This is a genomic window from Gilvimarinus xylanilyticus (assembly GCF_024195295.1).
Taxonomy (GTDB): domain Bacteria; phylum Pseudomonadota; class Gammaproteobacteria; order Pseudomonadales; family Cellvibrionaceae; genus Gilvimarinus; species Gilvimarinus xylanilyticus.
In genome coordinates this window covers 106,739-120,696 of record NZ_JAMFTH010000001.1, presented here as the reverse complement: position 1 = coordinate 120,696, position 13,958 = coordinate 106,739, and the positions used below count along the sequence as shown (strand labels likewise).

General features: G+C 55.7%; 14 protein-coding genes. 8 read left to right on the top strand and 6 right to left on the bottom strand.

The genetic code is table 11. The features are described from left to right. Positions 1–108 precede the first annotated feature (108 nt). Both M6D89_RS00515 and M6D89_RS00510 read left to right on the top strand, forming a co-directional pair. Positions 109–513: a YchJ family protein gene (locus M6D89_RS00515; protein ID WP_253966073.1), complete on the top strand. Its 405-nt coding sequence runs from the start codon at positions 109–111 to the stop codon at positions 511–513. A 92-nt stretch (positions 514–605) separates the two neighbouring features. After that, a complete protein-coding gene (locus tag M6D89_RS00510; RefSeq protein WP_253966072.1) occupies positions 606–1,868 on the top strand; it encodes a diguanylate cyclase domain-containing protein in 1,263 nt (420 codons plus the stop codon). Between the two features lie 16 nt (positions 1,869–1,884). On the opposite strand, the gene M6D89_RS00505 is transcribed toward M6D89_RS00510, so the two are convergent. After that, positions 1,885–2,901, bottom strand: a complete 1,017-nt coding sequence (locus M6D89_RS00505; protein WP_253966071.1) for an aspartate carbamoyltransferase — start codon at positions 2,899–2,901, stop codon at positions 1,885–1,887. A 221-nt stretch (positions 2,902–3,122) separates the two neighbouring features. Between M6D89_RS00505 and M6D89_RS00500 the strand changes: the two genes are divergently transcribed. Next, complete coding sequence (locus M6D89_RS00500; RefSeq protein ID WP_253966070.1) at positions 3,123–4,031, top strand: DUF2971 domain-containing protein; 909 nt, start codon at positions 3,123–3,125, stop codon at positions 4,029–4,031. 10 nt (positions 4,032–4,041) lie between these two features. Here M6D89_RS00500 and lnt read toward each other — a convergent pair whose 3' ends face one another. The 5 genes from lnt to miaB form a co-directional block, all read right to left on the bottom strand. Then, positions 4,042–5,586, bottom strand: a complete 1,545-nt coding sequence (gene lnt / locus M6D89_RS00495; protein WP_253966069.1) for an apolipoprotein N-acyltransferase — start codon at positions 5,584–5,586, stop codon at positions 4,042–4,044. Between the two features lie 108 nt (positions 5,587–5,694). Continuing rightward, a complete protein-coding gene (locus tag M6D89_RS00490; protein ID WP_253966068.1) occupies positions 5,695–6,543 on the bottom strand; it encodes an HlyC/CorC family transporter in 849 nt (282 codons plus the stop codon). Continuing rightward, the gene (gene ybeY / locus M6D89_RS00485) at positions 6,540–7,049 is read right to left on the bottom strand and encodes an rRNA maturation RNase YbeY (RefSeq protein ID WP_253966067.1); all 510 of its coding nucleotides are present in this window, start codon (positions 7,047–7,049) and stop codon (positions 6,540–6,542) included. The genes M6D89_RS00490 and ybeY overlap by 4 nt, the downstream gene beginning before the upstream one ends. A gap of 2 nt (positions 7,050–7,051) precedes the next feature. Next, entirely contained in the window at positions 7,052–8,086 is a 1,035-nt protein-coding gene (locus M6D89_RS00480) for a PhoH family protein (protein WP_418930346.1), read from the bottom strand. 133 nt (positions 8,087–8,219) lie between these two features. Further along, the gene (gene miaB, locus M6D89_RS00475) at positions 8,220–9,584 is read right to left on the bottom strand and encodes a tRNA (N6-isopentenyl adenosine(37)-C2)-methylthiotransferase MiaB (RefSeq protein ID WP_253966065.1); all 1,365 of its coding nucleotides are present in this window, start codon (positions 9,582–9,584) and stop codon (positions 8,220–8,222) included. A 180-nt stretch (positions 9,585–9,764) separates the two neighbouring features. Between miaB and M6D89_RS00470 the strand changes: the two genes are divergently transcribed. From M6D89_RS00470 to M6D89_RS00450, 5 genes are all read left to right on the top strand, one after another. Then, positions 9,765–10,088, top strand: a complete 324-nt coding sequence (locus tag M6D89_RS00470; protein WP_253966064.1) for a DUF1820 family protein — start codon at positions 9,765–9,767, stop codon at positions 10,086–10,088. 79 nt (positions 10,089–10,167) lie between these two features. Next, positions 10,168–10,611, top strand: coding sequence for a DUF2214 family protein (locus tag M6D89_RS00465; RefSeq protein WP_253966063.1), 444 nt, complete (start codon positions 10,168–10,170; stop codon positions 10,609–10,611). Further along, the gene (locus M6D89_RS00460) at positions 10,608–11,777 is read left to right on the top strand and encodes an FAD-dependent oxidoreductase (protein WP_253966062.1); all 1,170 of its coding nucleotides are present in this window, start codon (positions 10,608–10,610) and stop codon (positions 11,775–11,777) included. The genes M6D89_RS00465 and M6D89_RS00460 overlap by 4 nt, the downstream gene beginning before the upstream one ends. An 88-nt stretch (positions 11,778–11,865) precedes the next feature. Continuing rightward, positions 11,866–13,371 (top strand): phospholipid carrier-dependent glycosyltransferase, encoded by a 1,506-nt coding sequence (locus M6D89_RS00455; protein WP_253966061.1) that lies wholly within the window; start codon positions 11,866–11,868, stop codon positions 13,369–13,371. Continuing rightward, positions 13,371–13,922 carry a PA14 domain-containing protein gene (locus M6D89_RS00450; RefSeq protein WP_253966060.1) on the top strand — a complete coding sequence of 184 codons (552 nt, stop codon included), beginning with the start codon at positions 13,371–13,373 and terminating at the stop codon, positions 13,920–13,922. The genes M6D89_RS00455 and M6D89_RS00450 overlap by 1 nt, the downstream gene beginning before the upstream one ends. The last annotated feature ends 36 nt before the right edge of the window (positions 13,923–13,958 follow it).

Sequence of the window (13,958 nt, the reverse complement as noted above, 5' to 3'; positions counted from 1 at the left end):
TGGTCGTAGATAGTTATTACAAAGGTAAAAGGAAAGTCGCTATTATAATGGCCCTGCAGGCGGGTCGGGCCTGAAACAGGCGCACAACATACCCAAAAGAGGTGCAAAATGCCACTCACACCCCCCAGTATCTGCCCCTGCGGCTCGGGCCTGGGCCTCACCGAGTGCTGCGGCCGTCTTATCTACCAAGGTTTGACTGCGGAAACCGCCGAGCAGTTAATGCGCTCGCGATACAGCGCCCATGTGCTGCGGGCGATAGACTACATCTGGCAAAGCTGGAGCGAGACTACTCGCCAGTGCACCACGCCCGAGGCCATCCGCGACTGGGCCGAGAGCTGCGAATGGCTGAAACTGGATATATTACACACCGACGACGGTGGAGCGGCGGATGACACAGGCACGGTCACCTTCTGCGCCCATTACCGCTTGGGCGATCACACCCACCAGCACCTGGAAAAATCATTGTTCCAGCGCGAGGCCGGCCAATGGCACTACGTAGCGCATTGTCCATAGGAAATTGCCAAATCTGTGACGCAAAATGATGTTTTTGGTGCCAAAGCTCGATACACTAGAGCCACCATACCAACCCCAGCCAGAGCCTGTAGATGAAGATACTGTTGGTCGAAGACAGCGCCACTTTACGTCACGCCATGAGCCAGTATGTGCTCGATGCCGGCCACACCCCCTTGTTGGCCGAAAGTGGTGAGCAGGCCCTGCAGCTTTTGGAAGACACCCCGGTCGACATGATCATTATGGATGTGGAAATGCCCGGCCTTAACGGCTTTGAAACCACTGCGTTGATTCGCGAATGGCTGGGCAGCCACTGGATACCTATTATCTTTGTGACCGGCATGAGCGATGACGACGATTACCGTCAGGGCATTGAGGCCGGCGGCGATGACTATCTGATAAAACCGGTAAGCAAAATGATCATTACCGCAAAAATTCGCGCCATGGAGCGAATTGCGGATATGCGCGATCAGCTTAACCGGCTCAACGGCGAGCTCGAAGCCCTCAGCCAGCTGGACAGCCTGACCCAGGTTCTCAACCGCCGCACCTTTAACGAACAGGCCGAACAACAGTGGCTGTTGGCGGGGCGCAAACAGACCCCTACCTGTGCCCTGATGATCGACGTGGATCACTTTAAGCTCTACAACGACCATTACGGCCACCCGGCGGGCGATGTTTGCTTAAAACAGGTCACCGATGCCATTAAAAGTTGCCTGCACCGGCCCTTTGACCTGCTGGGCCGCTACGGCGGTGAAGAGTTTGTAGTGCTGCTGCCAGAAACCGATGCCCAGGGCGCTGAAAGAGTGTGCCAGTGTATAAAAAAAGCAGTGGCACAACTGGATATAGAACACCAGATGTCGCCCGTGGAGCGCCGGGTAACCGTCAGTATCGGCGTGGCTGGGTGCGCCCACCCACGCGGCTATAGCCTAGAAAACGTTATTAAATCCGCCGACCGCGCCCTCTACCGGGCCAAACACACCGGTCGCAACCGGCATGTTGTGGATGAAATGACCGCACACCGCACTGTGGTTATCGCCCACTCCCAGGACGCGGTACTGCAAGAGGCCAGTAGCTGCCTGCGCCCGCTATACAACTTAATTACCGCCGAAAACAGCGAAGAAGCCCTGGAGTTAGCACTCAATATTCGCCCCGACTTGCTGATTCTGTGCCCTGAACTGCAGGACGATCAGGGACATTACCTGGCCGACACTCTGGCGTCATTACCGCGCACCGGGGACATCCCCCAAGTGTATTTAGGCCACGTTACCGAGTCGCCCCCCGAGCCACGCCCCAGCGTAGCCCTGCCTCTCGATTGTACAGAGCTATCCAAAATGGCCGCCCAGCTGCTAGGTGGCTGACCGCAAGCGGGGTAGGTCAGAGCGTACGAGCCGAGTTATACCAGTTGACATCCCGAGCGCATTTATCCACCTGATCCACTACATCCAGCACCAGCGCAAACAGCGCCATACGCACCAGCACTCCATTGTCAGCCTGGCGGAAGATCGCCAGGTTGGGGTTTTGGTTCAAATCATTGTCCAACTCATTGGCGTCGGCGCGCGAGTCCCGGGGCAAGGGGTGCATAATGACGGTATTGGGTTCACAGTACTGGGTGTAGATGGACTGATTTAAGCGGAAGCGGCCGCGGTACATATCGGCCTCTTCCTTGCTGGCAAAACGCTCTTCCTGAATGCGGGTAGAATAGGCGATATCCACATTGGAAATGCTCTGGGTCAAATCTTCGGTGACCACGACATTGTGCCCCACCGAACGCATTTCCTCGACGATATTTTCGGGCATGGCTAACTCGGCGGGTGAAACCAGAGTGACCTGAACATTTTTAAAGTGGCGCAGTAACTTACACAGCGAGTGCACCGTGCGGCCATATTTTAAATCGCCGATCAGGGCGATACGCAGACCGTCAATACCGCGATCTTTCGAGGCCAGCTCTTTGCGAATGGTGTACAAATCCAACAGCGCCTGGCTGGGATGTTCATTGGCGCCATCGCCGCCGTTTAATACCGGCACCCGACTGGCAGCGGCAAACTCAGCCACCGATCCCTCCTGCGGGTGGCGCATACAAATCACATCGGAAAAGCCCGACAAAACCCGCGCGGTATCGTATAAAGATTCGCCCTTGGCGATAGCTGAACTTTCAAACCCGGTGGTCTCACGCACCTCGCCCCCCAACAGGTTAAAAGCACAACCGAAACTGATGCGGGTGCGGGTGCTCGGCTCGAAAAACATATTGCCTAAAATGGCGCCTTCCAATACCCGGGTGACCCGACGCCGCAACGCATAGGGGGCCATGGCATCGGCCACCTGGAAGATGTGTTCAATATCACTGCGATCAAATTGTTCCACGGAGAGGATATCAGAGCCGGTAAAAATCACGTGTCGTCCTATGCCTGTTGGAGGTGGGGTGCCTATTCTAGCGCCCCAGCCAAACGCTGGAAACTCTATTATGTAAGATCGCGGAAATTTGCAAACCAGACGGCCACAGACTATGAATAATAAAGAGTTCACTCTTGATTGGCGCATTAAAACGCTTTATAAATCCCACCCTCGGCCGATAATGAAAACAACCGGACAATAACGATCCCCAAGGACTCCCTGTGCCAGATCACCCAGATACATTGTCGAAATACACCGATGCGGACACCGCCTGTCAGATTCTGCAATCGCAGACCCTGCGTTGGTCAGCGCCGACGCTGTATAACGACCCCTTCGAGCTGAACCACAAAACCCCGCTGTCTTTCGACCCACAGACCCTGCTGCAAAGCGTGATTCGCGCCGCCTGCGGGATGATTTTCGCGCGCGAAGAACCCCGTGGCACAGCTCCTTTGACCACGGTCATTCGGCGCTGGCGCGACGAGGACCGCTTTGACTCCCCGGAAGAAGCCGAAGAAGTACTGGAGGAGCTTATGGCGCGGATGGTGGACCAGCGCCAGAGCGATATCGATGAAATGATGAGCGATTGGCGCCGCTACACCCGCAGCCTGCGCATTTGCAGCTTCTCGGCCAAAGCCGATAACCTCACGGCCTGGCAATACTACGCCGACAGCCACCGGGGCGCGGTACTCAAGTTTCAGTGTGGCGAGGGAACTTCGCTAAAACACCCCAAAGCCGTCCAATACAGCCCCGCCCGACCGGAAATTAGCCGCTTAAAAGAACAGCTGGACGTGGTTCTCTACAATGACAAGCTGCGCAGTCAGGACAGCTTTGAGGATAAATTTCTGAGCAAACAACCCGCCGCGAAAGGCGAGCAGGAATGGCGCTGCATTGACAACGTAGACGCGGAAGAGGCCAACAAAACCACCGATGAAACTCTGTGGTACAGCGACCGTCGCTTCGAGGCCGAGCATTTGCGCGCGGTCTACCTGGGGGCCTTTATGAGTGTGGCAGACAAGAAGCGTATGCTGGAATTTGTCCAGACGCTCTACCCCGACACCAAGGTATTTCAGGCCGAGGCTGTGCCCGGTAAATACGAAATTGGCTTTAACCGTCTGACGCTAAAGAAATAACGTTAGGCGGTTAAAGCCGACCTCTCGACACCCACAAACCCAGTAACAGCGCCAACGCCAACACCACCACCGGCCAGCTACCCCAGCGCATAAAGGGCGTATCGCCGTAGGCCGGATAGATGGTGCCGCTTAGCGTGGCGCTGACAAACTGGCGACTGCGCGCTACGATCTTTCCTTGCGGATCCACAATCGCGCTCACCCCATTATTGGTGCTGCGCAGCAAGTAGCGCCCGGTTTCCAGGGCACGCATCTGCGCCATCTGCAAATGCTGCAGCGGGCCGATAGAATCGGCAAACCAGGCATCGTTACTGACTGTTAACAGCACATTGCGATTGCGCGCACTCTCCGCCACAAGCGTGGGGTAGACCACTTCGTAACAAATGCTGGGCGCAATACTGACATCGCCAATCAAAAGTCCGTTTTGCTCGTCGGGGCCCAAATTAATATAGGAGGTAGGCAAATCAAAAAACTCAATCGTGCCGCGCAACCAGGCTTCCAGGGGCACGTATTCACCAAAGGGCACCAGGCGTTTTTTATGATAAATTCCCATGGCCTCACCCAGACCGAACACCGAGTTGTAGTAGCGCTGGCGGGGTCGATCATCGTAAATAATCCCGCTGACCAGACCGGTCTGAGTTTCCCCGGCGCGGCGATTAATACGATTTAAAAAATCGGAGGCATTGTGGTAGGTCAAAGGGATGGCCGCCTCTGGCCAGATCAGCCAATCAGCGTCCCAGTGGGGCTCACTCAGTGCCATTAACCGATCTAAAGTTGGCTGGGCAAAGGCCGGGTCCCATTTAAGCTCCTGAGCCACATTGGGCTGCACCATGGCCACCGAAATGGGCTGGTCACGATTAATTTTACTCCAGGACATATCCGCCAGGGGCCAACCCAGGGCCCAGAGCCCCACAACCATTATGCTGGCCATCCACAAGTTGGCCGATGGACGCATAAAAAAGCCCCAGGCGGCAATGGTAGCGGCGCTGAATACGGCGATAAGCCCCACGCCCATCACACCGATTAGAGGTGCCCAGGCCGCCAACGGAGTTTCCAGGTGTCCATAGCCCACATAGAGCCAGGGAAAGCCCGTAAGTAACCAGGTGCGCAGCCACTCCCCCAGCAAGTAACAGGCGGGAAAAGCCAGCATAATGCCCAACCGCCCCTGCCCGATTAATGAGCGGCACAACACAAAGGGCGCGGCAAAAATCAGTGCCATAAACGCGACAAACAGGGCGGTCAGCAGCGCCGCCAACCAAACAGGCGCACTGCCAAACTGATGGATGGCGACATAAACCCAGGAAACCCCAACGCCGTATAAACCGATACCAAAGGCGAGCGAAACCCACCAGGCGCGCCGAGCAGAGACCTTAAACAACAATAAGGGGAAAACCACCAAGCCAAGCAAGGCCAGCGGCCAGAGGTTAAACGGCGCCAGCGCCAGCGGCTGTAAGGCGCCCGCCAGCAGCGCCAGGGCGCCCGCGTTATACCAGCGTAAACGGTGCAATCCCCGGCGCACGCTGCCGGTTATAACAGTTTCATTGGAGCCTGGGGGCACGGACTGATTCACCTCTACTACGCTTGGAGAAAGCGCCAATGGCGCGCAAAGAACAGATACTCAACCTAGCGCTGGGGCGACTAATATCGCCCCAGCGCTAGGTTGCATCTAATCGAGGGTTAACCGCACCAGATGGATTTGGCGATTATCGGCGTAGAGCACTCGAAAGGTAAAACCGTCGACTTCGGTGGTCTCGTTGCGCTTGGGCAGGTGCCCAAACGATTGCATTAAAATGCCGCCAATGGTGTCGAAGTCTTCGTCCGACAGGCCTGCCTCAAAATAATCGTTAAAATCGTCGATGGGGGTCAGAGCCTTGATCACATAGTCGGTTTCACTGACTTTTTTGATGTACTCGTCCGAGACCTCTTCATCGGTTTCGTCTTCGATTTCGCCGACAATTTCCTCCAGAATATCCTCGATGGTAATCAGCCCCGAGATACCGCCGTATTCATCGATCACCAGCGCCATATGATAGCGCTGCTCGCGGAACTCGCGCAGCAATACGTTGACGCGCTTACTTTCGGGGACAATATTGGCCGGGCGAATAATATCTTCCAGGCTAAAATCGTTATTACCTTCCAGCATCATGCGCAGAAGATCTTTGGCGAGCAATATACCTTTGACATCGTCGATAGAATCGCCCACTACGGGAAAGCGCGAGTGACCCGACTCCATAATCTTGGGCAAAAACTCTTTGGGCTTATCCTCGACTTTTACCGCGACAATTTGGGTACGCGGAATCATAATCTCCCGCGCTTGCAGGCTGGACACATCCAGCGCGCCCTCGATAATGCTTAATGCTTCCTGATCCAATAATTTATTTTCGGCGGCGTCTTTAATAATATCCAGTAGGTCGTCGCGGGATTTAGGTTCGCCAGAAAAGGCGTGCAGAACCCGATCCAGCCAGGATTTATCCTGGTTGCGCGACAAGCTGCTACTCGAGGGGTCGTCCGTCATGGCACTGATGATACCTGTGTCGTTTTAGTATAAACAGAGGCCGAATCCTGATTGGAATCGGCATAGGGGGGCGCAAAGCCCAGGTCGGTGATAATGCGGGTTTCCAGCGCTTCCATCTGCTCTGCCTGGTCATCTTCAATATGATCGTAACCTAGCAAATGCAGAGTGCCGTGTACAAGCATATGAGCCCAGTGGGCCTTAAGGAGCTTGCCCTGCTCGCGGGCCTCGCGCTCCACCACTTGAGCGCAGATGGCCAGATCACCCAACAGGGGCAATTGCAGCTCGGGGGGCAGGTCGGCGGGAAAAGAAAGCACGTTGGTGGGGTAAGGCTTACCCCGGTACTGGCCGTTTAGTTCGGCGCTGGTGTCGGCGTCGACGATACAGACACTCAGCTCGGCCTGAGGCCGGTGGTCTGCGACCGCCGCCGCCACCCATCGGTGTACTTCGTCGTCGCTCGGGAGGTTCTCGGAGTCGACCTGAACGTCAATATCTACCTGAACCACCATGCTCAGCGCTCGCGGTCCGGGTTGTTGGCTTCGAATACGTCGTAGGCTTCGACAATACGCTGCACCAAGGGGTGGCGCACCACGTCTTTGGCGCCAAAGTGGGTGAAGCTAATGCCCTCCACCTTATCCAGCACCTCCACCGCGTGTTTCAGGCCCGACTTCTGCCCCCGGGGCAGATCAATCTGCGAAGGGTCACCGGTAATCACAGCGGTTGAGCCAAAGCCGATCCGGGTCAGGAACATTTTCATCTGCTCGCAGGTGGTGTTCTGACTTTCATCCAGAATCACAAACGAGTTGTTCAGGGTACGGCCACGCATATAAGCCAGCGGCGCCACTTCAATCACATTGCGCTCGAGCAGCTTACCCACGGTTTCAAAGCCCAGCATTTCAAATAAGGCGTCATACAAGGGGCGCAAATAGGGATCGACCTTTTGCGCAAGATCGCCGGGCAAAAAGCCCAGCTTTTCACCTGCCTCGACCGCCGGGCGAACCAGCAAAATACGCTCGACATCGTCGCGCAGCAGCGACTCCACCGCGCAGGCCACCGCCAGGTAGGTTTTACCGGTACCTGCCGGGCCCACCCCAAAATTGATGTCGTGGGTTTGCACCGCTCGCACATAGCGCTGCTGGTTCAGGCCGCGCGGCTTGATGGTGACTTTTTTGGTGCGAATGAGCACGGTGCCGGCGGGAATTTTTTCATCCGCCGGGGCGGCCTCGGCAACGTCCGTCGCCTGGCTGGTTTGGTTTTGCATAAGTTGCTCGATTCCGGCGCTTTGTAGCGCCAAGTGGATTTCATCAGGGGTCAGCTCTATCGCACTGGTTTCGCGGTAGAGTTCGCGCAACAGCTCGGCGGCGGTTTCGGCCACCGCACGGCTTCCCACCAGCGCAAAGTGATTGCCCCGGTTGCGGATTTCGATATTCAGACGCTGTTCAATCTGGCGCAGGTGCTGGTCAAACTGGCCGCACAGACTGGCGAGACGGCGGTTGTCACTGGGCTCCAGAGTTACCTCGCAGGTAACCTGAGAGGCTTCGGGCACGACGTGTTTATTCAAGGACGGATAAATACTCTTGTTGCGTTCTCTTTTGCAAAGCCTAAACCATTCCCCGACGTGGGGGAAGCCTGCCGACCGGCAATTTCTTTATTACCGGCGGACGTAGTCTAACCTCTGGTTATGACAGCTCATCAAGCTCGGAACCGATTAGCGTTCCCAGCAGTGAATTGGGCAGCGCCTGATCGATTCTCACATCGGCAAACTTACCGATCAGAGCCGGATTATCGGCGCGAAAGTTCACCACCCGATTGTTCTCGGTGCGTCCGGACAGCTGCCCCGGGTCTTTTTTACTGTAACCGGACACCAGTACCCTCTCGACATTGCCCACCATACGGCGGCTGATAGCCTGAGCCTGCTGGGTAATACGGTCTTGGAGGATCTTAAGACGCTGCTTTTTCACCTCCATGGGCGTGTCATCGGGCAAGTCCGAGGCCGGGGTGCCGGGACGCGGACTGTAAATAAAGCTGAAAGAAGTATCAAAACCGATATCGCCAATTAATTTCATGGTGCGGGCGAAATCGTCTTCGCTCTCGCCGGGAAAGCCGATAATAAAATCCGAGGAAAAACTGATATCCGGGCGATGCTCGCGAATGCGGCGCAGCTTGGATTTATACTCAATCGCGGTATGGCCGCGCTTCATGGCCATCAAAATCCGATCGGAGCCGCTTTGCACCGGTAGGTGTAAATGGCTGACCAGCTCGGGCACTTCGGCGTAAACATCGATCAGCGAGTCGGAAAACTCCACCGGGTGAGAGGTGGTAAAACGAATACGGTCTATACCATCTACGGCGGCGACAAAGGTAATCAGTTCGGCCAGATCCACCACGCCGTCGTCGGACTCGCCCCGGTAGGCATTTACATTCTGCCCCAGCAGGTTGATTTCGCGCACGCCCTGGGCGGCCAAATGCACCACCTCGCGCATCACATCGCCTACCGGGCGGCTGACTTCTTCACCGCGGGTGTAGGGCACGACACAGAAGGTGCAGTATTTCGAGCAGCCTTCCATAATGGAGACAAAGGCGCTTACGCCATCGGCATCGGGCTGGGGCAGCTTGTCGAACTTTTCGATCTCGGGAAAACTGATATCCACCACGACCGCGCCGTTATCGCGGGGCTGCTCCATCATTTCGGGCAAGCGGTGCAGAGTTTGGGGGCCGAAGATCAAGTCTACAAAGGGCGCCCGCGCGGCGATGGCGTCACCCTCTTGGCTGGCGACACAGCCGCCCACGCCGATAATCATGTCCGGATTCTTCTCTTTTAGCTGTTTCCAGCGCCCCAGCTGATGAAACAGCTTTTCCTGCGCTTTTTCGCGGATGGAGCAGGTGTTAATCAGCACCACATCGGCCTCTTCCGGGTTTTCGGTCGCCACCATCTGGTGCGACTCACCCAAAAGATCGCGCATGCGCGATGAATCATACTCATTCATCTGGCAGCCGTGGGTTTTGATGTAGAGCTTTTTAACCGGTGTCTCGGTCGCTGACATAAAGTGTTCGCCTGCTTTGGGACAAAATTTAAGGCCGCGCATTATAGCCATCTCACCGGTCAAATCCCATAGCCCGAAGGCAAAAATCGTCTATTTTTTGCACGATGCGGGTCGCACGCGCCCAAGAATATGCTATTCTTCGCGCCCTTTTGCACACCCCTAAACTGGTATTTTGACCCTATGATCGCCAAACCGACCTACAAAGTGATTTTCCACAACCAGGGACAGATCTTTGAAGTTTTTGCCCGTGCTATTTATCAGAGCGAGATGTACGGGTTTATCGAGGTAGAAGAGTTTGTTTTTGGCGAGCGCAGCCAGGTGGTGGTCGATCCGGGCGAAGAAAAGCTAAAAAACGAATTTGCCGGGGTTAAACGCTCTTATATTCCCATGCACGCTATTGTGCGCATCGACGAAGTAGAGAAAGAAGGCGCCGCCAAGGTCAGCGAGTTTAAGGGCGACAAGGTCACCCCCTTCCCCTACGGCGGCATGGGGCCAGGCGACTGATTTACTCCCGCACAACAATCTTTTAGGATCACAATATGGCGGAGCAATAAGGCCCCGCCACCTGCACGGGATGCGCATTGTGGCCGACAGTCTGATCAGTTACTTTCACTATTTAGGGTTTATGACCCTCTACGCTGCCATGGTGGCGCAGCACCTGTTGTTTAAACCCAGCCTCAGCCCCGCTCAGGTGCGCCAGATTGCGCGTCTTGACGGCGTCTATGGCGCCGCCGCCCTGGTGGTGTTAACTACCGGCCTTATCAAAGTCTTTGCCTTGGGCACCCCGGTCCAGTTTTATCTGAGTAATGGCTTTTTTCACGCTAAGGTAACGTTATTTGTGCTGGTGGGCCTATTATCCATCTGGCCAACGCTTAAGTTTCTAGCCGCGCGCAAACAGGCGCAAGCCAGTCCGCCCCAAGACCGCATTGAACTGCCGGGCAAAATTGTGGTTTTGCAGCGCGCCCAATTGGCCGGACTCGCCCTTATTCCTCTACTCGCGGCACTGATGGTGCGCTACCCAATATGACCGACTATGATCTCGCCATTATCGGCGCCGGTATCAGTGGTGCCGGGGTCGCGCAAGCGGCCGCCGCCGCGGGCTACAAGGTGGTGGTATTGGAGTCTGGCGAAGTGGGCGGCGCTACCTCCAGTAACTCCAGCAAGCTGATTCACGGTGGTCTGCGCTACTTAGAATCCATGCAGTTTTCGCTGGTACGTGAATCCCTGCAAGAGCGCGCCATTCTCCTTAACATTGCCCCCGAGCTGGTCACATTGGCGCCTTTGCATATTCCGGTATACAAGCAAAGCCAGCGCCACCCTCTGACCATTCGTACCGGCCTCTCACTTTACCGTTTGCTATCCGGTTGGGACTCCAGCACCCAATTTACACGCTTGTCACGTTCGCAATGGGACGGGCTGGACGATCTGTCGACTACAGATCTTAAAGCGGTGTTTCGCTATTACGAGGCGCAAACCGATGACCGCGCTTTAACCTGTTCGGTGCTGGCCTCGGCCTGTGAGCTGGGGGCGGAGCTTAAGCAACCGGCACAGTTCGACAGCGCCGATAGCGGGCACGGCCAGATCGAAGTTCACTACTCGCAGAGGGGACGCCAGCAGAGTTTGAGTGCGCGGATATTGGTCAATTGCGCCGGGCCCTGGGCCAGCTCGCTAAACGCGTCCATCCGCCCAACCCCAAAGCTTCCCGAGGTGGATCTGGTACAGGGCGCTCACCTCCTCTTACCGCCGGTACTCAAGCATCACTATTATCTGGAATCACCCAGCGATGGGCGCGCCGTGTTTGCTTTGCCCTGGCAGGGACAGCTGTTGCTGGGCACCACCGAGACACCTCACCAACAAGCGCCTGAGCAGGCCCAGTGCCACCCCCACGAGATGCACTACTTGCTCAATGTGCTAAAGCACTACTTTCCCCACTTACACGTCTTGCCGTCCCAGGCGCAAACCATGGCGGGGCTGCGGGTTTTACCCCGCGTTCAGGGCAGCGCCTTTGGTCGCAGCCGCGAGGTCATGATTCTGCCCGACACCCCCGCTCAACCTCGAGCGCTGACGGTGATGGGCGGCAAGCTGACCACTTATCGCGCCACCGCCTGGCAGGTAATGCGTAAACTTTATCCCTCACTACCCGCCCCCACTCGGGGACTGGATACCCGCCAGATCCGCCTACACCCGGTATAAGCTCTCAGTTTCAACACCCGCGATTGGGCAAGCTGAGAACAATCGGTTATGATCTGGCCGCATTTTGATAACAACATCCGACATAATTATGCGTAACTTCCTGACCCGACATTTGCAGAAAATTTATCTGGGCGTTCTGCTGGTGTGCTCGCTGTGCGTGTACACCATTGGTATTGGCCACCCCAATGCGCTGTTCTGGGACGAGAACTATCATATTGCCTCGGCGCAGAAATATATCGATGGGGTCATGTATATGGAACCCCACCCGCCACTGGGCAAACTGCTCATGGCAGGCAGCGAGGCCGCCCTGGGACTGAACAGCGACAAAGACACCTCCAAGTTCTCGCAAACCGACTATCTGCGCGACCAGCATATGCCCGAGGGCGGCATTGAGTACCACGCCTTCCGCCTTCCATCCGCTCTATTAATGGCCCTGTCGGTGCTGTTTTTTTACGGCATTGTCCGGCGCATCAGCCGCAACCCGCACCTAGCTTTCGCGTTTAGCTTTTTACTGATCTTCGATAACGCCCTGGTGATTCACTCCCGCGCCGCCATGCTAGAAGGGGTGCAGCTGTTTTTTATTCTGGGGGCGATTTATCAGTGCGCCCGCGCGATTACCGCGCACGCCCAACAAGAGCGCGCGATTCGCCTGCGCGACTATGCCTACCTCGGCATCTGGATCGGGCTGGCCGTTGCGGTCAAGGTAAACGGCGCTGTGCTGTTGTTACTGTTTGTCATGCTGTACGGGGCCGATCAGTGGGAGTCCATCAAACACTGGCACTGGGGCAAGCTGTTCCAACACTTGGCGATTACCGTACCCACCGGGGTTGTACCGCTGCTGGCGGTGTTTTTTGCGATTTTCTATCTGCACATTGGCCTCGGCAGCAATCTGCCCACCCATAAAAATTACGAAGCCAGTAACGAATACCAGCAGCTGATCAAAGACGGCCAGAGCTGGAGCTTTGCCGCTTTTAACCAGGGCCTGCTGGATAACTGGCGCTATATGGCCAAATACGCTGACGGTGTGCCCAAGCTTGATGTGTGTAAAGAGGGCGAGAATGGCAGCTACGCTATGGGCTGGCCCCTAGGCACCAAAACCATCAACTACCGCTGGTCAAAGCGCTCCGTCGACGGCACCACTTATGTTCGCTATCACAACCTGGTCGCCAACCCGGTGGTCTGGTTTAGTGTGCTGGCTAGCATTGTGCTGTCGGCGGGCCTGATCATCAGCCGCTACGTCTACCAAAACCCGGTAAAAGACTCCGCCTTGTTTTACTGGATACTGGCGTTTACCGGTTTGTATCTCAGCTACATGATCGCTATTTTGCAGATCGAACGGGTGATGTACCTCTACCACTATCTGGTGCCCCTGGTGTTCGGGCTGATCAATCTGGCCCTAATTTTTAACTATATTTTTTATGCCGAGCTGCATGGGCATAGTCGCCATACCTATATCAATTTGGCGGTCTACATCGGCCTCGCGATTGCGGTATTTTTTGTCTTTGCCCCCTTTACCTATAGCTGGGAGCTCACCGAGGCGCAGTTTGATATGCGCAACTGGTTTGCCTTTTGGAAACTACAGGTGGTGCGCTAATGAATAAGAACACGATTTTTTCTGCCCTGTTAGGCCTTGCGGCGATTGCGATGATCGTCCGTTTTATTCCCGCCTCGGTGGATGAGAACTTAACCCTGACGCTGAGCAAAAATCGCGACACCATCACCCAAATTGACGCGCCTCGCAAGATCGAGGCGACCCGCACGGTAATGATCGACAAGGTGCAATTAAACGAGGACAACCGTTTCAAACACCCGGTTTTGGGTGTGCTGGGCTGGAATGAGGATTTTTTTGCCGATATCACCACCCGATTTAAGGTCACTCAACCCGGTCGCTACCGCTTTGTGGTGGGCAGCGACGATGGCTTCTCGTTGTTTATCGACGACAAGTTATTGTGCCAACACCTAAGCGACCGGCCCTTTCGCAAGCAATCGTGTTATCGCCGCCTGAGCGAGGGCGAATATAGGCTCAAGCTGAACTACTTCCAGGGCTACGGCAACGCCGGCCTCAGCCTGGAAGCCGTCGCCCAAGGCAAAGGCAAACCGCGATACTGGGGCGAAGCCATTGAAGGAATTGAATACTTACCCTGATTGGCGGGCACGGACTGTATCGAGAAAGGCTTTAGG

Bases quoted from the DNA above. Each gene is read 5' to 3' on its own strand.
- M6D89_RS00490 (WP_253966068.1), bottom strand. From the start codon at position 6,543: ATGACGGACGACCCCTCGAGTAGCAGCTTGTCGCGCAACCAGGATAAA.
- ybeY (WP_253966067.1), bottom strand. From the start codon at position 7,049: ATGGTGGTTCAGGTAGATATTGACGTTCAGGTCGACTCCGAGAACCTC.
- M6D89_RS00470 (WP_253966064.1), top strand. From the start codon at position 9,765: ATGATCGCCAAACCGACCTACAAAGTGATTTTCCACAACCAGGGACAG.
- M6D89_RS00455 (WP_253966061.1), top strand. From the start codon at position 11,866: ATGCGTAACTTCCTGACCCGACATTTGCAGAAAATTTATCTGGGCGTT.
- miaB (WP_253966065.1), bottom strand. From the start codon at position 9,584: ATGTCAGCGACCGAGACACCGGTTAAAAAGCTCTACATCAAAACCCAC.
- M6D89_RS00460 (WP_253966062.1), top strand. From the start codon at position 10,608: ATGACCGACTATGATCTCGCCATTATCGGCGCCGGTATCAGTGGTGCC.
- M6D89_RS00450 (WP_253966060.1), top strand. From the start codon at position 13,371: ATGAATAAGAACACGATTTTTTCTGCCCTGTTAGGCCTTGCGGCGATT.
- M6D89_RS00510 (WP_253966072.1), top strand. From the start codon at position 606: ATGAAGATACTGTTGGTCGAAGACAGCGCCACTTTACGTCACGCCATG.
- M6D89_RS00515 (WP_253966073.1), top strand. From the start codon at position 109: ATGCCACTCACACCCCCCAGTATCTGCCCCTGCGGCTCGGGCCTGGGC.